The organism is Pseudomonas chlororaphis subsp. chlororaphis (genome assembly GCF_003945765.1).
Taxonomy (GTDB): Bacteria; Pseudomonadota; Gammaproteobacteria; order Pseudomonadales; family Pseudomonadaceae; genus Aquipseudomonas; species Aquipseudomonas chlororaphis.
In genome coordinates, this window is the sequence record NZ_CP027712.1 from 4,075,320 (window position 1) to 4,095,583 (window position 20,264).

Sequence of the window (20,264 nt, forward strand, 5' to 3'; positions counted from 1 at the left end):
CTGGCTCCCGAAATGTTCCTAATTCCCAAAATCAGCTCCCGAAATCGAACTGCGCGGTTTGCGCAAGCGACGCGTAGCCGCCCTCGCCCAGCAGAAAACCGCTGAAGTCCTGCGCCGCCGGCAACCCCTGGCAACGCAGCAGGCCAGCGGCGACCCGTCCGGAGCCCTTGCCCCACCAGAGGCTCGCGCCCTCGCAGGCGTGCTGCATCAGCACCGCCCCGCGCGCCGCCGCAGTCGTGGCGGCGAAGCGCACCTGCCCCTGCAGCGCCTGCATGCCCGGCACCTGGGTGCTACAGACCGGGCTACCGAGAGCCGGCACCGCGGCCTCGAAGGCCTCGACAGCGGCCTCGGGCTCCAGGGTCGAGAGCAACAGGACCTCGGCGGCCTCGAACCAGTCATCCGGGCCGGCCACCAGCGCGCCCAGATCGGTCTCGGCCTCCAGCAGCAGCGCGATGGTTAGCGGGAAGTAGCGCCCGACCCGGTCGACGCTGGGCATCATCACCCCCACCGCCGCCTCACTGCCGAGCAGGCCCGGCGCCACGGCAAAGCGCCACAGCGGGCTGACCAGGTAGGCGTCCAGCCAGGCCGCCCCCAGCGCCGCCTGGCTGCTGGCCATGCCGGCGGAGAGCCAGGCATCCCAGCGCTCGATAAAGGTCGACGACAGGCCGCGGTGGATGAAATCCCCGCGGCCGGCCAGCTTGCCGTAGAAACCCGGGCTGCTCACAAGCGCTCCGGCAGGCTGAAGCCGGACACCAGCCGACCCTTGAACGGGTTGAACGCGCTGCTGGCGCGCAGTTCGCAGGAGATGCTCGCAGTGTCGACGCGCATGCGCAGGGTAAAGCGGTCCGGAGCATTGCCCTGGGTCAGGTCGGACTGCTCCAGCAAGCGAAACCAGGCCCAGGGTCCCTCCAGGGTCAGTCCCGAACGACCGGCGCTGGTGGGCGGCGTGACGGATAGGCGCACCACCCCCAGGCTGTTGGGGCTGGGCCATTGCATCGCCATCGGCCGGCTGGGGCCATGGTCGTAGCTGAGCTGCTGGCCGTCCAGATCGAGCAGGAACTGACTGATGGAGGCGTCCATGGCCACGGGCTTGAGCTCGAAGCGTACCGCCGGCTGGGTGCCTCCAGCGCGGAAGTAGGCATCGCGAATGGCCGCGGCGCGTTGGAAGGTTTGCAGCACGCCCGGGCCGATGCCGAGTTTTTCCGCGGCGCCCGGCTGCCAGCGCCAGTTGCTGGTCGAGGTGTTGACGTAGGGTTGCAGGTACTTGCGAAAGTAGTTGTCCATCACCCCGCCCACGCCGAAAAAGTTGCCGAAGTCCTCCAGGGTGGCCTCCCGCGAACTGGAGTTGACCAAGGGATAACGGCCGGCCAGGGACTGGCGGTAGACATTCACCACCTCACTGATCCAGGCCGCGTTGAGCTGGGTGCGGATGCTGCCCATCATGCTGCTGGTGGTGGCGCTGACCACCGAGTTGACCAGCTTCTGCACCAGTGGCGGCTGACGCTCGGCGCCGAGCTTGACCCGTGATGCCGTGGCCACCGCCTGGTTCTTCGCCTCGCCCAGCAAGGCCTCGCCGCTGGCGCCGCTCATGGCGCTGACCTGCACATAAAGCTCATTGAGCTGGGCCAGCAGATCGTCGATCGGCGCTGGCCCATCCCCATGGCTGGTCACCAGGCTATTGAGCTCGGCGAAGCGCGCGGTGATGGGGTCGACCTGCGAGGTTGCCGACGAATCTTCCTGGGCCGCTTGTCCGACCAGCGAGCCGAGCTGCTGCTTGAGTTTGTCCACGGTGCCGTCGGCGGCCTTGAGCTTCTCGGCCAGCAGGCGATCTTCTTGTTGCAGGTTGGTTTCCCTGGCCACCGCATCGAGCAGTTTCTTCAGTGGCGAGTTTGGCCCGGAGAGCACCCGCAGCACATCGGCGGCCTGGGCGATGCCGTTGATCGTGACGAAATCGAGATCGCCGAGCAGTGTTTCCCATTGGTTGAGGAAATCCTGGAAGTACAGGGCACGCACCTCCAGGGCCAGGCTGGCGACATCCTGGTTGTCGTTCAATGGCCGGCCGAGTACCCACTGTTCCTCGGCCAGGGCGCCGGACTGGCTGAGGCTGGCGACCATGAACGCCTGGCGGTAGCCACGGTAGGTATAGAAACCGGATAACGGATCGCTCAGCGGCTTGCCGCTCTTGCGCGTGAACACCAGGGCGGCGTCGCGCCCGGCCGCTTCGCTGAGGCGAAAATCCGCTACGCCCTCGGGCAGCTTCTGGCGTTTCACCCGGCTGTAGACCCGCTGCGCCACGGACATCTGTTGCAACTGCCGACGCAGGTCGGCCAGCAGTTCCTCATCCAGCCTCGCCGGCGGTGGCTTGTGGGCGAACAGCGCATTGAGATGCTCGGCCAGGGCCAGGCGCTGTTCCGGGGCCAGGTCGCGCGGCAGGCTGTGGTCCCAGTCGAGGTTGATCCAGGTCTTGATGGCATCGGCGTCATAGTGCTCGGCGCTGGCCAGCATCAGGTAGACCTTGAGGCCTTCGTAGAGAAACTCGGTGTTGCCGCCGCTGCGCAACTGTTCCTCGATGCGGGTCAGCAGACGCGGCGCCAGCACCGCGATCAGCAGCTTGCGGTACACGCTGGCGGCTTCGGCGCCGAGCATGTCGCCCTGGAACAGGCCATAGCCTTCGGCCCAGGACAGCGAATTGTCGGCGACATGGCGAACGGCGTTGAGCAGCGGCAGCACGGCCAATACCTCGCGCTGCGCCGGGCTGAGGGATTCGACCTGCCCCTTGAGCGGCGCCAGGCGCGCGTCCACCTCGGCGATATAGGCCTGGTTGGCGCGGTAGCTGGCGACCCAGATGGCCGTCACCGTCAGCAAGACCAAGGCACTGGCGGCGAGTACACCACGATTGATCCAGCGATGCCGGCGCTCGACCTTGGGGTTACTGCCGACCAGGCCGCGCTCGCCGAAGGCGACATCGCGGAACAGGCGGGTGATGAAGTAACTGCGGCCTGTGCCGGTCTGGCGCGCCAGGTGCTGGCGATCCAGGTTCATGCTTTGCGCCATGCTGCCGATCAGACGGTCGATGGGGCTGCCTTCCTGGGTGCCGCTGGTGAAGTACAGCCCGCGCAACAGCGCCCGCTCTTCATAGGGATTGGGCTTGAATACCCCCTCGAGGAAGGACGACAGGTTGTGACGCAACGCCGCGAACTGCTGGATGAAGCCGTAGATCAGATCGCGTCGGTTGGGGTCGCGCTCCTGTTGCAGGCGCTCGACCAAGCGCTCGGTAAGACGTGCCTCGAGGGCGGTGAATTCCTCGTCGAAACGGGCCAGCGGGCCTTGGGCACTCTTGCCATCGTCCAGGGCAAAGGTGACGCCCCAGACCTGCGCGCGCTCTTCCTTGCTCAGCGCATCGAAGAACTCCATGAACCCCGGCACCAGGTCGAACTTGGTGAGCATCACATAGATCGGGAAGCGCACACCGAGCTGGCTATACAACTCCTGTACCCGCGTGCGGATGGCCCGGGCATGGGCGCTGCGCTCGGCTTCGCTGCCCAATAGCAGGTCGGACAGGCTGATGGCGACGAAGACGCCATCGATCGGCCGGCGCTTGCGCTGGTTCTTCAACAGGTCGAGAAAGCCCAGCCAGGCCGCCTTGTCCACTGCCGCATGGCTGTCCTGGGTGGTGTAGCGCCCGGCGGTGTCCAGCAGCACCGCTTCGTCGGTGAACCACCAGTCGCAGTTGCGCGTACCGCCGACTCCGCGGATCGCCCCACTGCCCATCTGTTCGGCCAGCGGAAAGTGCATCCCGGAATTGACCAGCGCGGTGGTCTTGCCCGAGCCCGGCGGGCCGATGATCACGTACCAGGGCAGCTCGTAAAGGTTGCGCCGCTCGTTACCGCCGAGCTTGCTGCGCTTGAGCAATTGCAGCGCTTCGTCCATGCGTTGCTTGAGGGTTGCCAGCTCTTCGGCGGTGGCGACGCTGGCCGCATCCGGCGCCACCGCCGCCAGGCCCTGCATGACCTTGGCGGCGTTGCGCCGGGCCTGGACGATGCGCAATACGCGCACACCGATCCAGGCCAGGAACAACAGGCCGATCAGCGCCCAGCGTACGGCCGCCGGGGCCAGGGGTTCATAGGCGGCGACGATGATCAGCGGACCGAGGAACCAGATCACCAGGCTCAGGGCGAGCAGGCCGAGCAGCGGCACCACCCAGCGCACCAGGAAATTGATAAAGGCCTTCACTGGTTGCCCTCCGCTAGCACGGTGATCTCCACGCGCCTGTTCCTGGCGCGTCCGGCGGCGCTGTCATTGGAGGCGACAGGTTCGGCGTCGCTGCGCCCTTCGGCGGTGAAGCGCTCGGGTTGCCCGCTGCGGGCGGCGAGGATCTCCATCACTTGCTGCGCGCGATCCTGCGACAGCTTCCAGTTCGAGGGGTAGCGCAAGGTGGCGATCGGTCGGTTATCGCTGTGCCCGGTGACCTGCACCGTGCCCTTGATCTGGCGCAGGGCATCGGCGACGCGCAGCAGCAAGGGCTGCAACTGTTCGGAAATGCTCGCGCTGCCCGAGGCGAACAACTCGTCGCCACGAATGGTCACCACCGAGCGATCCAGCGCATCCTCCACGGCAACGCGCTGGGCCTTGATGTCCTCGGCGAGGAAGCGCGCCAGGCGCGGGCGTTCGATCAACCTGGGCTGCTGCGGTGGACGGTCGATGGTTTGCACCGGGATCTCGCCCAGGGCGTGGATATTGCGAAACACCGGCTCGGCGTCGGCCGCCAGCTTCAGGCGCAAACCGAACAGCAGCAGCAACAGCACGGCCAGGCAAATGGCCACGCCAACCCAGGGCGGCAGGAACTGCGACAAGCGATCGCGCACCACGCTGAGCCCCCGCCAATGCGGCGACAGCTCGCGCTCGAATTCGCCGCGCACGCTGCGAATGGTCGCGCTGGTGCGTTCGCGCAAGGCCTCCAGCTGGCTGCGGCCGTCATTCATGACCCGGTAACGGCCCTCGAAGCCCAGGCAGATACAGAGGTACAGCAACTCGAGAATGTGCAGGCGCTGCTGCGGGTTCTGCAAACAGTGTTCGAGCAGCTGGAAGACTTTTTCGCCGCCCCAGGCTTCGTTGTGCAAGGTGATCAGCAGGCTCTGTTTGCCCCAGTCGCTGGTACTGCCCCAGGGGGTGCTGAGGACTGCCTCGTCCAGTGCGGTACAGAGCACATAACGGCTGAGCATCACCTCATCCTGGGCGACGCCGGCGGCGCGCGCCTGCTCCTCGAACTGGCGCAGGTAGGCCAGCAACTGGGCGCGCAGGCTGGCCGGTTGCGGGTGAGCGAGGGTGCTGCGCAAGCGGGCCAGCAGCGCCAGTATCGGGCCGGCCGCCCGCTCCAGCGGGTTGAGGCCCTGGGCCAGGCTGCTCGCCACCGGAGCGCCCGGCATCGCAATGTGCGGATCGGCGGCGCTGGCGCCATCCTTCCTTGGGGCAGAGGCATCGACGGAGCGCCCGCCGGGCCGCGGCATGATCAGGGTATGGTCGTTGCCGCCCGGCGAGGCGCCGCCTGAAGTGCCGCCTATGCCAGAGCTGCCGAAGGGATCATCGATCGGGTGCATGACGAACTATCCTCGAATGGCCCAGAAGGCCAGGTTCAGGCCCGGGAACTGGCCGGCAATGTGAAAGGCGAATCCCCCTGAGTGGGCCAGCTGTTTCCAGTGTTCGCTGCCACGATCCAGTTCGAAGTAGCTTGAACCGGCGTGATAGGGAATCTGCCGCGGCGCCACGGGCATGGACAGCAAGGCGATGCCGGGCAACTGCAGATTGACCAGGTCGCGGATGTGTTCCACCGAGCCGATCTTGGCCTGCTGGGGGAAATGCGTGCGCAGGGTTTCGGCCGGCACCTCGGCACGCACCACCAGGACGAAGCTGGCCATCTCCAGCAAGCTCTTGTCGGCCAGCATCGCCACATGCACGCCGTAGGATTTCTCGACGATCGGAATCGGCGTGGCGCGGGTATCGATGACCATCGACAAGGCTTGCCGCAGGTCATGCATCACCGGGGCGAAGCTGCTCGCCAGGTCGTCGTGGGCATAGGCCGGGTAGTCGCTGGGGCGACGCCCGGCAGCTGAAAAGGTGGCGAACTCCCCCGCCAGGCAGACCGCCTCGCGATAGAAGTCCTGCGGGTGCAAGGGACTCAACCGGGCCAGGTGGCTGAGCAAGGGCTCGGCGCGATTGACCAGTTGCAGCAGCAGAAAGTCGGCGATCTCCGAGGCGCCGCCGGCCCCCGAGGCCACCACCCGACCGGCCAGGGCCTCGCCGCGCTGGTGCAACAACCCTTGCAGCTCGCTGCGAAAGGCCGCCAGCACGCTGGAGGCGGCCACATCGAGCAGCGGCGCAATATAGTCCTCGTCCAGTTGCACGGCATTGTCCGCACGTTTTTCCAGCACCCGGATCACACCGAGGCAGGCATATTCGCCGAGGCCGTCGCGCTCGGTCAGCAGGCGCAGGGCTTTGCCGCCGATCGCCAGCGATGCCCGGCTCTCAAAGGCGGCGTTGTCATCGCGCACTTCCCGTACCTGGCTGATATAGCGCGCACCGCCAGGTGCTTCGCCCTCCCCCACGGTGTCGCGGCTGCCGGCACGCTTGAGCGGCAAACCCAGGAAGACCTGCGCATCGCGCAGGTTGTCGTTGACGTTCAATGGCGGCGGCGGCAGATCGTCGCCGGGAATGTCGAAAGGCGTGCCATCGGGTAGCACCCCGCGCGCGCTGACAATCGCCACCTTGCCCTGGCCGAGCAGGGACTCGTCGATGCGCAGCTCGGAGAACCCCCAGCCCCCGGCGCTCAACGGGCGGCAACGGCCATCGATCAGGGCTTCCATGTAGCGATCATGCTGCTGGAGATGCTGCGGCCGCAGAAACATTCCTTCGGACCACACCACACGGTTATTCCAGGACATGGACTGGCTTCCTCGACAGGACTAATTCGCAGGTTTCGTGGCTGCCGCGCTGATCGCCCTGGCTGTCAGGGAAACCGTCAATGGCGTGGTTGCATGGCTCGGGATATTGACCATCTGGCGCCACACGGCGCTGTCCAGTTCACGGTAGGACACCACCAGGCCGAGCAAACGGCTCTGCTCGTCGAGCGTGCGCTCCAGGGTCAGCCTTTGACCCGGCTGGATCAGTAATTCGTCCTGTGCCACCAGGTCCGCGGACAAGGTCGCGCCGGTGGCATTCACCAGGGAGAAATAGTCGGCGCGACTGAAAGCTCCACCGCTCTTCAACTCATACAAACGCACCCGCACCGGCGTCGCCTGGCCGCCCGCCGAAAGATTCAGATCGGCAGCAGCCTGGATATGCATGACAACGACAGTAGGCGCAGCGGGCGGCGGCGGGCTCGAAGCACAGGCAGTCAGCAGTAGTACTGTTGCGAACAACAAGAACTTTGGCATGTCGTCCTCCATGACGCTTATTATTCCAAATCGAAACTACCGATCGCCAAACAAGATCAACTCACTATTTAATAGCCACTGGCCTTTATCCAACTAACCGATGGCGCTCAGCCTTTTCGCAACTTGGTATTTTGTTCTTCATAGGCACGACTGAATTCGCGCCCGAACAAATCCTCGAAATCATCTTCGGCCTCCCTGGAAATGCTCGCGTAGAGTTCCGTGAACAACTCCCAGTATTGCGCTTGACGTCTACCGGGCAGCAAAGCGCCAATAGCCGAAGGTTGACTTAAACGCGCTTCCAATACCGCGGGCTGAAAACGCTTGAGCAGGTGTTTGATCGAGGCTTGTACGCCCGCCATGACGGCCAGTTGATGCGCTTTCAGGTCGTCGAAGCTTTCCTTGATCGCCTGGTCGGCCGGCATGAAGGCCTGGTTGCCGGAACGCAGCAATAACAGCAACGCCTCATCGACATTGGGGGCGAATTTGAGGGGGTTGTTCTCCACCGGGCGGATCATGGTCTGGGCCATGCGGAACTCACCCTTGAGGCTGGCACGGGCGCGCAGCACCTCGATCAGCCCCTCGACCATATGCCGGTAGCTGCGGCCGATGGCCTCCATTTGCGCGCGGGTTTCGCCTCTGTCGATACGCAATGGCTCGAGCCCCGCGCCCCTGAGAAAGGCTTCCAGCACCTCTTCCTTGTCGCCCCCGCTTGCCGGCGCCGGAGGCGCAACCGCAGCCCGTTGCACGGCCGGTTCGGGGGCGCTGCCGGCAATATTCTCCGATGCCGCTGGCAATGGTTGCGGCTGGGCCTGCGCGGTGGCTTGCACAGTGGCCGGCGTCACCGGCGCCGGGCCCGCCCCCAGTTCGGTGAAGGGGTCCCAATCCGCCGGAATCGCCGGTGCCGCGCCGGTTTCGCTGGCCGCAGGGGCACTCGGGCGTTGTGGCTCAGGCGGTCGAAAATCATGGCGTTCGGGTGGCACGTGGTCGGCCAGGGCCGGTGGGGGAACGGCCGGGGACGCGAGAAAATCGAACAGGTCGGGCTTGGTGTCCAGGGGCGAACCGCCCGCATGGATCTGCACCCTGGCGGGGGGCGCCGCCGCTGCGCCAGGCATCTCGCCGGGCACCTGGCGCTTGATCAGCGCATCGAAGCCGGTAAAGGGATCGCTCATCCCGGGCGCGCCGTTGGCGATTTGTGGGGCGCCGTTGATCTGCACCAGGATGTCGTACTCGCCGACGCGCAGCAGTTCGCCGTCGCGCAAGGGTTCGCTGTTGCCGCGGTGCATGCGCACGCCGGCATTCACCAGCTGTACGCCATTGGTGCTGGTGTCGGTCAGGTAGTAGGTGCCGTCACGCAGTTGAATGACGCAATGCTGGCCGGACACCAGGCGCTCCGGATCTGGAAGTACCCAGTCGTTCTCGGGGTTGCGACCGATTTTCAGCTCACCGCGATCAAGCTCGAACTCTGCGCGTTGGCCGGGAGTCAGCTTGTGATAACTGGTGATTGTCAAACGCAGCGGCATTGGAACTCCTTGTACGGTATTGCTCAATAACAACAGCTCGGGCATGCCAGCGAGTGCAAAGCGAGTATAGCCCCCTAAAAGATTTCCGCGCCCTCAAAGTTCCTGCGCTTATATTCGCTTTTTTCAAATAAGCCCTATAACAAAAGAAACTAAAAAAACCACCGCCGACCGCCTATCTTCAAACATCACAGTGTTCCCCCACTGGTCGGAGAGTTTCTTGACAACAATTGAACTGGGCTAAAACTTCAGGTCAATTGTTGAATTCGAAATGACGCCAGAAAGTGGCTCTGGATAGAACACTCATCCGTAGGAAAAGGAATTTAGTCGTGCGCTCACCCTGACCGGGCGCCGATTGCCGGGCCGATATGGAGATCACGTCCGTGGTGGATGTACAGCGCTTGTTGGAAACCATTTCCCCCGACTCCCCCTGTGGCGGCGACCTCGAGTACGACGCCGCCTTTCTCGAGCTTGAGCGCGCGGCGCAAGGCCAACCCGAACGGCAGATGGGCGATGCCGTGTTACCCGCCGCACCGCCGGAATGGCGCCAGGTCCGCGACCTCTGCGTCGAGCTGTTCACGCGCAGCAAAGACCTGCGCATCGCCAACTACTTCCTGCAAAGCGCCATTGCCCTGCACGGCTTGCCCGGCCTGGTGCAAGGGTTACAGCTGATCCAGCAGTTGCTCGCGCAGTATTGGGACGACCTGCATCCCAAGCTGGATGCAGAAGATAACAATGACCCCACCTTTAGGATCAACGCCCTCGCCGGCCTCAACGCCGAGCCGGTCATTCACCTGCTCTGGGGCATGCCGCTGATCAGCTCGCGGGCATTTGGCAGCGTCGGCCTGCGCGCCGCGCTGAATGCCGCCGGCCTGCAGCGCTTCGCCAGTGAAAGCCTCAGCCCGGACCAGCTCGGTGCGGCCTTTCAGGACTGCGCGGGCGAACAGCTCGAGGCCTGCCGCGCCGCCCTGAACGATGCCCATGGCACGCTGTTGACCATAGAGCGTGAGGTCAACGAACGGGTCGGTTCCACCCACGGCGCGGACCTGGGCACGATCAAGCAACTGCTGCGGCATGCCGTGCAAATCATCGCCGAGCACGCCCCTCAGCCAGGCGCTCCCGGCGCTGTCGCGCAGGCCGGCGAGCCTGTCGATACCGCCATGTCCTCGGCCCCCGGCGCCGCTGCGCCGCGCATCGCCGGCGAGATCGGCAGCCGTGACGATGTGCTGCGCAGCCTCGACCGGATCCTCGGTTATTACGCCAGGCACGAGCCCTCCAGCCCCGTGCCGGTGCTCCTGAGCCGCGCCAAGAGACTGGTCAGCGCCGATTTCGCCACCATCGTGAGCAACCTGATTCCGGACGGCTTTTCCCAGTTCGAAAAATTGCGCGGGCCCGAGGGTGAATAGTCCGAGTGAAAACGCTTAACCGACGCCAATCCAACACAGCCGCATAGGCAGCGCAGGAGGAAAAATGGCTAACACCAGCAGCCAGAAATTCATCGCCCGTAACCGTGCTCCCCGGGTGCAGATCGAGTACGACGTAGAGCTTTACGGTGCGGAGAAGAAGGTGCAGTTGCCCTTCGTCATGGGGGTGATGGCCGACCTTGTCGGCAAGCCTGCCGAGCCGCTGCCGGCGGTGGCCGACCGCAAGTTCCTGGAGATCGATGTCGACAACTTCGACTCGCGGCTCAAGGCGATGAAACCGCGGGTGGCGTTCAACGTGCCCAATGCCCTGACCGGGGAAGGCAACCTGAGCCTGGACATCACGTTCGAGAGCATGGACGACTTCAGCCCGGCCGCGGTGGCGCGCAAGGTCGATGCCCTCAACCAACTGCTCGAGGCCCGCACCCAGCTGGCCAACCTGCTGACCTACATGGACGGCAAGACCGGCGCCGAGGACATGATCATGAAGGCGATCAAGGACCCGGCGCTGTTGCAGGCGTTGGCCAGTGCACCGAAACCGACCGAACCCGAGCCGCAAGCCTGACAGAGGACGCAGACCATGGCCGAATTGATGAAAGACCCGCAGGCCCAGGCAGACGCCGCGACCGCACCGAGCGACTTCGCCGCCTTGCTCCTGCAAGAGTTCAAACCCAAGACCGAGCACGCCCGCGAGGCCGTGGAAAGCGCCGTGCGCACCCTGGCCGAACAGGCCCTGAGCAAGACCGAGCTGATCTCCAACGACGCGATCAAATCCATCGAATCGATCATCGCCGCGATCGATGCCAAGCTCACCGCGCAGGTCAACCTGATCATGCATCACGCCGACTTCCAGCAACTGGAAAGCGCCTGGCGCGGCTTGAGCTACCTGGTCAACAACACGGAAACCGACGAGCAGCTGAAGATCCGCGTGATGAGCATCGCCAAGGGCGACCTGCACAAGACCCTGAAGAAGTTCAAGGGCACCGCCTGGGACCAGAGCCCGATCTTCAAGAAAATGTACGAGGAGGAATACGGCCAGTTCGGCGGCGAGCCGTTCGGCTGCCTGGTGGGCGATTACTACTTCGACCAGTCGTCGCCGGACGTCGAGCTGCTCGGCGAGCTGGCCAAGGTCTGCGCGGCGATGCATGCGCCCTTCATCAGCGCGGCCTCGCCGACGGTGATGGGCATGGGCTCCTGGCAGGAGCTGTCCAACCCGCGCGATCTGACCAAGATCTTCACCACGCCGGAATACGCTGCCTGGCGTTCGCTGCGCGACTCCGAGGACTCGCGCTACATCGGCCTGACCATGCCGCGTTTCCTCGCCCGCCTGCCCTACGGCGCCAAGACCGACCCGGTGGACGCCTTCGCCTTCGAAGAGGAAACCAACGGCGCCGACAGTTCCAAGTACACCTGGGCCAACTCGGCCTATGCCATGGCGGCGAACATCAACCGCTCGTTCAAGCTCTATGGCTGGTGCTCGCGGATTCGCGGCGTGGAGTCCGGCGGCGAGGTGCCGAACCTGCCGACGCACACCTTCCCGACCGACGACGGTGGGGTGGACATGAAGTGCCCGACCGAAATCGCCATCGCCGATCGGCGCGAGGCGGAGCTGGCGAAGAACGGTTTCATGCCGCTGCTGCACAAGAAGAACACCGACCTCGCCGCCTTCATCGGCGCCCAGTCGCTGCAGAAGCCGGCCGAGTATGACGACCCCGACGCCACCGCCAACGCCAACCTGGCGGCACGCCTGCCCTACCTGTTCGCCACCTGCCGCTTCGCCCATTACCTGAAGTGCATCGTTCGCGACAAGATCGGCTCGTTCAAGGAAAAGGACGACATGCAGCGCTGGCTGCAGAACTGGATTCTCAATTACGTGGACGGCGACCCGGCCCACTCCACCGAAACCACCAAGGCACAGCACCCCTTGGCCGCGGCGGAGGTGGTGGTCGAGGAGATCGAGGGCAACCCCGGTTACTACAGCTCCAAGTTCTACCTGCGCCCGCACTACCAGCTCGAAGGGCTCACGGTATCGCTGCGGCTGGTATCCAAACTTCCATCCGCCAAGGCGGTTTGATTCATCTCAGGAGGCATTCGCCGTGGTGGCGGGTGCCCTGTGACGCAGCGTGGCGAATCACTGGCACACAGTGGTGCAAACCACTTAAGGAGGCATGATGGCTGTTGATATGTTTATCAAGATCGGCGACGTCAAGGGCGAGTCCCAGGACAAGAACCACAAGGAGGAGATCGACGTGCTCTCCTGGAGCTGGGCCATGGCGCAGGCCGGCAACATGCATGTGGGCGGTGGCGGCGGTGCCGGCAAGGTCAATATCCACGACCTGACGTTGACCAAGTGGGTGGATAAATCCTCCCCCAACCTGATGATGGCCTGCTCCAGCGGCAAGCATTACGACGAGGCCAAGCTGACGGTGCGCAAGGCCGGCGGCGACGATCCGGTCGAGTACCTGACCATCACCCTCAAGGAGGTCCTGGTGTCCTCGATCGGCACCGGCGGCAGCGGCGGCGCGGATCGCCTGACCGAAAACATCGCGCTGAATTTCGGCCAGGTGCTGGTCGACTACCAACCGCAGAAGCAGGACGGTTCCAAGGACGGCGGCCCGGTCAAGTACGGCTGGAATATCCGCCAAAACGTCAAGGTGTGACGCCAGCCACCCTGCAGCCCTGCCGCAGGGTGCTCGGCTTGTACCAGGGGCCACGGCGCAACAGGAGGTTCGATGATGGCCAGACCCGCGTTCATCAATCTGTGGAACAACTACCCGGCTGAAAGCCAGCCTTGCGATGGCGGTTGGGAAAATCAATGCGCGATCCGCCTGAGCATTACGCTCAACGCCGAGCGAAGCATCCTCGTGGATGGCCACACCTATTCGGAACCGCGCTGCAGCCACGGCCACGCCCGCGGTGCCGAGTCGCTGGCGAACTGGCTGTGGCGCCAGCATCTGGGCCGGCCGAGCATCTTCACCGACGCGGCCAAGGCCAAGCTGCAGCTCAATGAGAAGAACGGGATCATTTTTTTCAAGGATTGCTTTACCCGCAGTGGCGAGAGTCGCGCGGCCGGCGACCATATCGACCTGTGGAGCCGCGGTTTCACCAAGACCTACGACGACCCGGCCAACCACTCCGCCCAGGTGTGGTTCTGGGAGCTGTCATGAGTCGGCACCTGCTTCGCCTTATCGTCGCGGGCCTGGCGGGTTTGATGTTGCCCGCCTGTGCGCAGAACCCGGCCGATAGCGCCACCCAGGCGCGCTTCCTGGCCCGGGACCTGCTGCTGGAAGAGCGCAATGGCAACTGTCGCTTGCTGGTCCCACAGCAACCCGGCATCGACCTGAGCCTGAAATGGCCTTGCCAGTTCCACCGTGACCCCAGCGGCACCCTGCGCACCAAGCAGGTGGGGACGCGCCAGGTGATATTGGTGGAAAGCAGCGAGCAACTGCCCTCGCCCAGTCGGGATTGCCGCACCGAGATCCAGGCGATACGCAGTACCGGGCAGGGTTTGGAAGCCTCGTCGGCGGTGAGCCGGGTGACGGCCTGCCCGCCCTTCCAGTGGGATGAGAAAATGTTTATCGGCTTGTTCGAACCCGACGCTTGAACGCACGCCAGGGCTCGGCGCGAAGCCTGCGAACCAGGAGATGGCGATGAACGCCGAGGAGCCGGCGCACGCCGTCGGCCAGCGCCCGTTGACCACCGACAACGGCGAAACCGGGCTGTTCGAACGGCACAGCCTCAGCTTCACCGACAGGGATAACCGAAGATGGCCGAGCTGACCCTGCAAGAACGCCTGCAACCCTCGTTGCTCGATCGCCTGACCGACGACGATCCGCACAACCCGAAAGAAGCCGCCGAGCGCCGGGTCATGTCGCTGACCCAGCTGAAAGCTTGCGTGCTGCGCGATCTGGCCTGGCTGTTCAACACCTGCGTGCTGTTCGATCCGGAGCAGGCCGCGCAGATGCCGGCGGGCAACTCGGTGCTGAATTTCGGCCTGCCGCCCCTGGCCGGGCATACCGCCTCGAGTGTCGATGTACAGGCCATCGAAGCCTTGTTCAGCGACACCATCGCCGCCTTTGAGCCGCGCATCCTCAAAGGCTCGTTGAAGGTTCGCGCGCAACTCGACGGCAATGACATGAGCCACAACGCCCTGAGCTTCGAGATCGAGGGCGATCTGTGGGCCGAGCCGGTGCCCCTGCGCTTGCTGCTCAGCACCGCCCTCGACCTGGAAACCGGACACGTCAAGGTGACGCCGGCCGAGCCCGTCAGGAGACGCCGATGAACCCGCGCATGCTCGAGTATTACAACCAGGAGCTGCAGCATATCCGCGAGAGCGCCGCCGAGTTCGCCCAGGAGTTCCCCAAGATTGCCAGCCGCCTGACCCTGTCCGACATCGAATGCGCCGACCCCTATGTCGAGCGTCTGCTGGAGGGCTTCGCCTACCTGAGCGCGCGGGTCCACCTGAAGCTGGACGCCGAATACCCGACCTTTACCCACAATCTGCTGGAAGTCGCTTACCCCCATTACCTGGCGCCAACGCCTTCGGTGGTGGTGGTCCAGCTGGTCGCCGACCCCAACGAGGGCTCACTGACCAGCGGCTTCACGGTCGAACGCCACGCCGCCCTGCGCGGCCAGCTGGGCCATGGCGAGCAGACCGCCTGCGAATACCGTAGCGCCCATGCCGTGACGCTGTGGCCGTTGCAGGTCAGCCATGCCGAGTACTTCGGCAACCCGGCCGCGACCCTCGGCCGACTGGCCGCCAGCGAACCCAAGGCCAAGGCCGGGTTGCGCCTGCGCCTGCGCTGCGGCGCCGGGTTGCCGTTCAACGCCCTGGCGCTGGACAGCCTGCCGCTCTACCTCAACGGCGCCGACGAACAACCTTTCCGTCTGTACGAGCAACTGCTCGGCAACGCCTGCGCGGTGTTTATCAAGAGCGTCGACGGCGACTGGGCCGAGCGCTTGCCTGTGGAGAGCCTCAAGGCGCGTGGCTTCGACGATCGGGACGCGGTGCTGCCGGTGGTGCCTCGGGCCTTCCAGGGGTATCGCCTGCTGCAGGAGTATTTCGCCCTGCCCAATCGTTTTTTGTTCGTCGACTTCACTGGGCTGAGCGCCGGTGTGCAGCGCTGCGCCAGCCAGGAACTGGAGGTGGTGGTGCTGTTCGATCGCCTCGACAGCACCCTGGAAGGCACGGTGTCGGCGACCCAGTTCGTGCCCTTCTGCACCCCGGCGGTGAACCTGTTTGCACGCCGCACCGATCGCATTCACCTGAGCGAGCGGGTGCATGAGCACCAGGTGATCGCCGACCGCACCCGGCCGCTGGATTTCGAGATCCATTCCCTGACCCAGGTCACCGGCCATGGCAGCGGCCCCGAGCAGCCGTTCCAGCCGTTCTATGCGATCCGCGATCCGCTGCGTTATGGCCGCGAGCAGGCCTATTACATCGTCCGCCGCGAGCCGCGTCGCTTGTCCAGCCAGCAACGGCGACGCGGGCCACGCTCGACCTATATCGGCAGCGAAACCTTCGTCTCGCTGGTGGATGTCAACCAGGCGCCCTATCGCCACGACTTGCGCCAGCTCGGTCTCAGCGCCCTGTGCACCAACCGCGACCTGCCGCTGCTGATGCCGGTGGGGACGGGCAAAAGCGATTTCACCCTGGAAGACAGCGCCCCGGTGCTGGCCGTGCGCTGCCTGGCCGGGCCAAGCCGGCCGCGGCCGAGCCGCGCGCACGATGCCAGCGCCTGGCGGCTGATCAGCCAGCTGTCGCTGAACTACCTGTCGCTGAGCGAACAGGGCCAGGGGGCCGCGGCGCTGCGCGAACTGCTGCGCCTGTACGGCGACCCCGGCGATGCGGCGCTGCAGTTGCAAATCGAGGGCCTGCGCCAGGTGCGCAGCACGCCCTGCACCCGCCGGTTGCCGATGCCGGGACCGATCGTGTTTGGCCGTGGCCTGGAGATCAGCCTGGAGTTCGACGAAAACGCCTTCCGCGGCACCGGGGTGTACCTGCTGGGCGCGGTGTTCGAGCGCTTCCTGGCCCGTTACGTGTCGATCAACAGCTTCACCGAAACCGTACTGCGCACCACTGAGCGCGGCGAAATCATGCGATGGCAGGCGCACCCCGGATGTCGACCGAACCTCTGAAACCGCTGCACAGCATCGAGCGGATGGCCGACGAGCCCTGGGCCTACGACTTCTTCCAGGCGCTACGGCGCATCGAGTGCGAGGCCGGCGACCGGCCGCGCATCGGCCATTCCCTGCGCTTGCACGACGACCCGCTGCGCCTGGGGCAGAAACCCGACTGCGGCTTCGCCCCCTCGACCCTGGCCAGCATCGAGACCGGCCCCGAGGGCGCCGCGCCGCGCATCGAGCAGTTGTTCTTCGGCCTCACCGGGCCCAACGGCCCGCTGCCGCTGCACCTGACCGAATACGCCCGCGATCGCCAGCGCAACAACGACGACGCCAGCTTCACGCGCTTTCTCGACGTGTTCAATCACCGCTTGCTGTGCCTGTTCTACCGCGCCTGGGCCGAAGCGCGGCCGACCGTCAGCCATGACCGCCCCGCCCACGACTACTGGTCGATGCGCCTGGCCGCGCTGTCCGGGCGGGGCATGACCAGCCTGCTCGGCCAGGGCCCGATCGCCGACTCGGCGCGCTACCACTTCACCGGCCACCTGGCGGCGCAAACCCGTTACCCGGACGGCTTGCGCGCCATCCTGGAAGACTATTTCGGCGTGCCGGTGAGCATCGAGGAATACGTCGGCCAGTGGTTGGAGCTGCCGCAGCGCAGCCAGCTGGGCGTGGCGCTCTGCTCGCTCGGCAGCGACCTGAGCCTGGGCACCCACGTCTGGGATCGCCAGCATAAATTCCGCATCCGCCTGGGGCCTTTGAGCCTGGAGCAATACCGCCGCCTGCTGCCTGGCCAGGAAAGCTTCGGCGAACTGGCCGCCTGGGTCGCCGAGTACCAGGGCGAGGAGCTGGATTGGGAAGTCAATCTGCTGCTGCGGCACCAGGAAGTGCCGCGCATCGATCTCGACGGCCAGACCCGCCTGGGCTTCGACACCTGGCTCGGCAGCCCGTCGACGGATGCCGGCGACCTGCTGCTGGCCCGCGAATACGCCAGCCATACCACCCTCCTCAAGGAGCCGCGATCATGAGTGAGATCAGCCGCGCCGCGCTGTTCGGCAAGTTGAACAGCCCGGCCTACAAGGCCATCGAAGCCGCCACCGTGTTCTGCAAACTGCGCGGCAACCCCTATGTGGAACTGGTGCATTGGCTGCATCAGCTCCTGCAATTGCAGGACTCTGACCTGCACCGCCTGGTCCGCCAGTTCAGCCTCGACCCGGCGCGCCTGTCCAGGGATATCACCGACGCCCTGGACCGCCTGCCGCGCGGCTCGACCTCGATCACCGACTTGTCCTTGCAGGTCGAGGAAGCCGCGGAGCGCGGCTGGGTCTATGGCAGTTTGCTGTTCGGCGAGAGCCAGGTGCGCAGCGCCTACCTGGTCGTCGGCATGCTCAAGACACCGAGCCTGCGCCACGCCCTCTCGGCCATCTCCCGCGAGTTCGAGAAGATCAAGGTGGAGCACCTGATCGAGCGCTTCGACGAATACCTCGGCGACTCGCCGGAAAACGGCCTGGCCGCCAGCGACGGTTTCAACGCCACCGCCGCGCCGGGCGAAGCGAGCGGCGCCCTGGCGCCCAGCGCGCTGGGCAAGCAGGAGGCGCTCAAGCGCTTTACTGTCGACCTCACCGAACAGGCCCGCAGCGGCAAACTCGACCCCATAGTCGGGCGCGACGAGGAGATTCGCCAACTGGTCGACATCCTCATGCGCCGCCGGCAGAACAACCCCATCCTCACCGGCGAAGCCGGGGTCGGCAAGACCGCGGTGGTCGAGGGCTTCGCCCTGCGTATCGTCGCCGGCGACGTGCCGCCGAGCCTCAAGGACGTCGAACTGCGCACCCTGGACGTCGGCCTGCTGCAAGCCGGCGCGAGCATGAAGGGCGAATTCGAACAGCGCCTGCGCCAGGTCATCGAGGATGTGCAGGCCTCGCCCAAGCCGATCATTCTGTTTATCGACGAGGCCCATACCCTGGTCGGCGCCGGCGGCGCGGCCGGTACCGGCGATGCCGCCAACCTGCTCAAGCCGGCCCTGGCCCGTGGCACCCTGCGCACCGTGGCGGCAACCACCTGGGCCGAATACAAAAAGCACATCGAGAAGGACCCGGCCCTGACCCGGCGCTTCCAGGTGGTGCAGGTCGACGAGCCGTCCGAGGCCAAGGCGATCCTGATGATGCGCGGCGTCGCCTCGACCATGGAGCAGCACCACAAGGTGCAGATCCTCGACGAGGCGCTGGAGGCCTCGGTCAAGCTGTCGCACCGTTATATTCCGGCCCGGCAGCTGCCGGACAAATCGGTGAGCCTGCTCGACACCGCCTGCGCGCGGGTCGCCATCAGCCTGCATGCGGTACCGGCGCAAGTGGACGACAGCCGCCGACGCATCGAGGCGCTGAGCACCGAGCAGGCGATCATCGGCCGCGAGCAGGCCATTGGCATCGCCATCGGTACTCGCCAGCAGGAGGTCGAGGCGGCCCTCGCCGAGGAACGCCAACGCCTGGCGACCCTGGAAGGTCGCTGGAGCGAAGAGAAAGCCCTGGTCGATGAACTGCTGGCGACCCGCGCCACCCTGCGCGCCGCCGCCGAACCGCTGGACGACAGCGGTAGCGAGGCCGATACGCCATCGCCACAGCTGGCTGAAGCCGAACGCATGGCATTGCGCGACAAGCTCAACGACCTGCAGAGCCGCCTCGCCACCTTGCAGGGCGAAAGCCCGTTGATCCTGCCCACCGTGGATTACCAGGCGGTGGCCGCGGTGGTCGCCGACTGGACCGGCATCCCGGTCGGGCGCATGGCGCGCAACGAAATCGACACCGTGCTCAGGCTCGACGAGCACATGAAAAAACGCATCATCGGCCAGGACCATGCCCTGGCGATGATCGCCAAGCGCATCCAGACCTCCCGCGCCGGGCTGGACAACCCCAGCAAACCGATTGGCGTGTTCCTCCTCGCCGGCACCTCGGGCGTGGGCAAGACCGAAACCGCCCTGGCCCTGGCCGAGGCCCTGTACGGCGGCGAGCAGAACATCATCACCATCAACATGAGCGAGTTCCAGGAGGCGCACACCGTCTCCACCCTCAAGGGCGCCCCGCCCGGCTATGTCGGTTACGGCGAAGGCGGCGTGCTGACCGAGGCGGTGCGGCGCAAACCCTACAGCGTGGTGTTGCTGGACGAGGTGGAAAAGGCCCACCCGGACGTGCACGAAATCTTCTTCCAGGTGTTCGACAAGGGGGTGATGGAGGACGGCGAAGGCCGCCTGATCGACTTCAAGAACTGCCTGATCCTGCTCACCACCAATGCCGGCACCGAGATGATCGCCAGCCTGTGCCGTGACCCACAACGGCTGCCCGATCCCGATGCCATCGCCAAGGCGCTGCGCGAGCCGTTGCTCCAGGTATTCCCGCCGGCCCTGCTCGGGCGCCTGGTGACCGTCCCCTACTACCCGCTGAGCGACGAGATGCTCAAGGCCATCACCCGCCTGCAACTGGAACGGATCAAGCGGCGCGTGGAAAGCGGGCACAAGGTGCCCTTCGCCTACGACGACAGCGTGGTCGACCTGATCGTCTCGCGCTGCACCGAGATCGAGAGCGGCGGACGGATGATCGACGCCATCCTGACCAATACCCTGTTGCCGGAGATGAGCCGGGAGTTTCTCACCCGCATGCTCGAGGGCAAGCCGCTGGCGGGCGTGCGCATCAGCCAACGGGACAATGCGCTGCATTACGCATTCGACCCGCATGTTGGCGAGACGACCGACTGACGCCCGAACGCGAGCCGGAGGAAGC

At 65.4% G+C, this 20,264-nt stretch carries 17 protein-coding genes; 11 read left to right on the plus strand and 6 right to left on the minus strand.

Features of this window, described 5'->3' with window-relative positions; genetic code table 11:
- Positions 1 to 31: 31 nt before the first annotated feature.
- The 6 genes from tagF to tagH all read right to left on the minus strand — a co-directional run bounded on the left by tagF (position 32) and on the right by tagH (position 8,950).
- Positions 32 to 724, minus strand: a complete 693-nt coding sequence (tagF, locus tag C4K27_RS18465; RefSeq protein ID WP_053261648.1) for a type VI secretion system-associated protein TagF — start codon at positions 722 to 724, stop codon at positions 32 to 34.
- On the minus strand, positions 721 to 4,233 hold the full coding sequence (gene tssM, locus C4K27_RS18470) for a type VI secretion system membrane subunit TssM (RefSeq protein WP_053261649.1): 3,513 nt from the start codon (positions 4,231 to 4,233) through the stop codon (positions 721 to 723). Before tssM ends, tagF begins: the two co-directional genes overlap by 4 nt.
- Positions 4,230 to 5,597 carry a DotU family type VI secretion system protein gene (locus C4K27_RS18475; RefSeq protein WP_007930440.1) on the minus strand — a complete coding sequence of 456 codons (1,368 nt, stop codon included), beginning with the start codon at positions 5,595 to 5,597 and terminating at the stop codon, positions 4,230 to 4,232. Before C4K27_RS18475 ends, tssM begins: the two co-directional genes overlap by 4 nt.
- A gap of 6 nt (positions 5,598 to 5,603) precedes the next feature.
- Positions 5,604 to 6,938, minus strand: coding sequence for a type VI secretion system baseplate subunit TssK (gene tssK / locus C4K27_RS18480; RefSeq protein WP_053261650.1), 1,335 nt, complete (start codon positions 6,936 to 6,938; stop codon positions 5,604 to 5,606).
- 21 nt (positions 6,939 to 6,959) lie between these two features.
- Complete coding sequence (gene tssJ / locus C4K27_RS18485; protein ID WP_053262077.1) at positions 6,960 to 7,430, minus strand: type VI secretion system lipoprotein TssJ; 471 nt, start codon at positions 7,428 to 7,430, stop codon at positions 6,960 to 6,962.
- 107 nt (positions 7,431 to 7,537) lie between these two features.
- Positions 7,538 to 8,950 (minus strand): type VI secretion system-associated FHA domain protein TagH, encoded by a 1,413-nt coding sequence (gene tagH / locus C4K27_RS18490; protein WP_053261651.1) that lies wholly within the window; start codon positions 8,948 to 8,950, stop codon positions 7,538 to 7,540.
- Between the two features lie 365 nt (positions 8,951 to 9,315).
- On the opposite strand from tagH, the gene tssA reads away from it, so the two are divergent.
- From tssA to tssH, 11 genes are all read left to right on the plus strand, one after another.
- On the plus strand, positions 9,316 to 10,353 hold the full coding sequence (gene tssA, locus C4K27_RS18495; RefSeq protein WP_238437493.1) for a type VI secretion system protein TssA: 1,038 nt from the start codon (positions 9,316 to 9,318) through the stop codon (positions 10,351 to 10,353).
- Positions 10,354 to 10,417: 64 nt separating this feature from the next.
- Positions 10,418 to 10,933 (plus strand): type VI secretion system contractile sheath small subunit, encoded by a 516-nt coding sequence (gene tssB / locus C4K27_RS18500; protein WP_009049566.1) that lies wholly within the window; start codon positions 10,418 to 10,420, stop codon positions 10,931 to 10,933.
- 15 nt (positions 10,934 to 10,948) lie between these two features.
- Positions 10,949 to 12,442 (plus strand): type VI secretion system contractile sheath large subunit, encoded by a 1,494-nt coding sequence (tssC, locus tag C4K27_RS18505; protein ID WP_053261652.1) that lies wholly within the window; start codon positions 10,949 to 10,951, stop codon positions 12,440 to 12,442.
- A gap of 97 nt (positions 12,443 to 12,539) precedes the next feature.
- The gene (locus tag C4K27_RS18510; RefSeq protein ID WP_007923461.1) at positions 12,540 to 13,028 is read left to right on the plus strand and encodes an Hcp family type VI secretion system effector; all 489 of its coding nucleotides are present in this window, start codon (positions 12,540 to 12,542) and stop codon (positions 13,026 to 13,028) included.
- A gap of 75 nt (positions 13,029 to 13,103) precedes the next feature.
- Positions 13,104 to 13,535 carry a type VI secretion system amidase effector protein Tae4 gene (locus tag C4K27_RS18515; RefSeq protein WP_037005248.1) on the plus strand — a complete coding sequence of 144 codons (432 nt, stop codon included), beginning with the start codon at positions 13,104 to 13,106 and terminating at the stop codon, positions 13,533 to 13,535.
- Positions 13,532 to 13,972 carry a hypothetical protein gene (locus C4K27_RS18520; protein ID WP_053261653.1) on the plus strand — a complete coding sequence of 147 codons (441 nt, stop codon included), beginning with the start codon at positions 13,532 to 13,534 and terminating at the stop codon, positions 13,970 to 13,972. Before C4K27_RS18515 ends, C4K27_RS18520 begins: the two co-directional genes overlap by 4 nt.
- A gap of 46 nt (positions 13,973 to 14,018) precedes the next feature.
- A complete protein-coding gene (locus C4K27_RS31610; protein ID WP_255313573.1) occupies positions 14,019 to 14,147 on the plus strand; it encodes a hypothetical protein in 129 nt (42 codons plus the stop codon).
- Positions 14,135 to 14,650: a type VI secretion system baseplate subunit TssE gene (tssE, locus tag C4K27_RS18525; protein WP_053261654.1), complete on the plus strand. Its 516-nt coding sequence runs from the start codon at positions 14,135 to 14,137 to the stop codon at positions 14,648 to 14,650. Before C4K27_RS31610 ends, tssE begins: the two co-directional genes overlap by 13 nt.
- On the plus strand, positions 14,647 to 16,506 hold the full coding sequence (tssF, locus tag C4K27_RS18530; RefSeq protein WP_053261655.1) for a type VI secretion system baseplate subunit TssF: 1,860 nt from the start codon (positions 14,647 to 14,649) through the stop codon (positions 16,504 to 16,506). Before tssE ends, tssF begins: the two co-directional genes overlap by 4 nt.
- On the plus strand, positions 16,488 to 17,519 hold the full coding sequence (gene tssG / locus C4K27_RS18535) for a type VI secretion system baseplate subunit TssG (RefSeq protein WP_081002308.1): 1,032 nt from the start codon (positions 16,488 to 16,490) through the stop codon (positions 17,517 to 17,519). The genes tssF and tssG overlap by 19 nt, the downstream gene beginning before the upstream one ends.
- Positions 17,516 to 20,239: a type VI secretion system ATPase TssH gene (gene tssH / locus C4K27_RS18540; RefSeq protein WP_053261657.1), complete on the plus strand. Its 2,724-nt coding sequence runs from the start codon at positions 17,516 to 17,518 to the stop codon at positions 20,237 to 20,239. Before tssG ends, tssH begins: the two co-directional genes overlap by 4 nt.
- Positions 20,240 to 20,264: the final 25 nt, after the last annotated feature.

Bases quoted from the DNA above. Each gene is read 5' to 3' on its own strand.
- C4K27_RS18475 (WP_007930440.1), bottom strand. From the start codon at position 5,597: ATGCACCCGATCGATGATCCCTTCGGCAGCTCTGGCATAGGCGGCACT.
- tssK (WP_053261650.1), bottom strand. From the start codon at position 6,938: ATGTCCTGGAATAACCGTGTGGTGTGGTCCGAAGGAATGTTTCTGCGG.
- tssJ (WP_053262077.1), bottom strand. From the start codon at position 7,430: ATGCCAAAGTTCTTGTTGTTCGCAACAGTACTACTGCTGACTGCCTGT.
- tagH (WP_053261651.1), bottom strand. From the start codon at position 8,950: ATGCCGCTGCGTTTGACAATCACCAGTTATCACAAGCTGACTCCCGGC.
- tssA (WP_238437493.1), top strand. From the start codon at position 9,316: ATGGAGATCACGTCCGTGGTGGATGTACAGCGCTTGTTGGAAACCATT.
- tssB (WP_009049566.1), top strand. From the start codon at position 10,418: ATGGCTAACACCAGCAGCCAGAAATTCATCGCCCGTAACCGTGCTCCC.
- tssC (WP_053261652.1), top strand. From the start codon at position 10,949: ATGGCCGAATTGATGAAAGACCCGCAGGCCCAGGCAGACGCCGCGACC.
- C4K27_RS18510 (WP_007923461.1), top strand. From the start codon at position 12,540: ATGGCTGTTGATATGTTTATCAAGATCGGCGACGTCAAGGGCGAGTCC.
- C4K27_RS18515 (WP_037005248.1), top strand. From the start codon at position 13,104: ATGGCCAGACCCGCGTTCATCAATCTGTGGAACAACTACCCGGCTGAA.
- C4K27_RS18520 (WP_053261653.1), top strand. From the start codon at position 13,532: ATGAGTCGGCACCTGCTTCGCCTTATCGTCGCGGGCCTGGCGGGTTTG.
- C4K27_RS31610 (WP_255313573.1), top strand. From the start codon at position 14,019: ATGAACGCCGAGGAGCCGGCGCACGCCGTCGGCCAGCGCCCGTTGACC.
- tssE (WP_053261654.1), top strand. From the start codon at position 14,135: ATGGCCGAGCTGACCCTGCAAGAACGCCTGCAACCCTCGTTGCTCGAT.
- tssF (WP_053261655.1), top strand. From the start codon at position 14,647: ATGAACCCGCGCATGCTCGAGTATTACAACCAGGAGCTGCAGCATATC.
- tssG (WP_081002308.1), top strand. From the start codon at position 16,488: ATGTCGACCGAACCTCTGAAACCGCTGCACAGCATCGAGCGGATGGCC.
- tssH (WP_053261657.1), top strand. From the start codon at position 17,516: ATGAGTGAGATCAGCCGCGCCGCGCTGTTCGGCAAGTTGAACAGCCCG.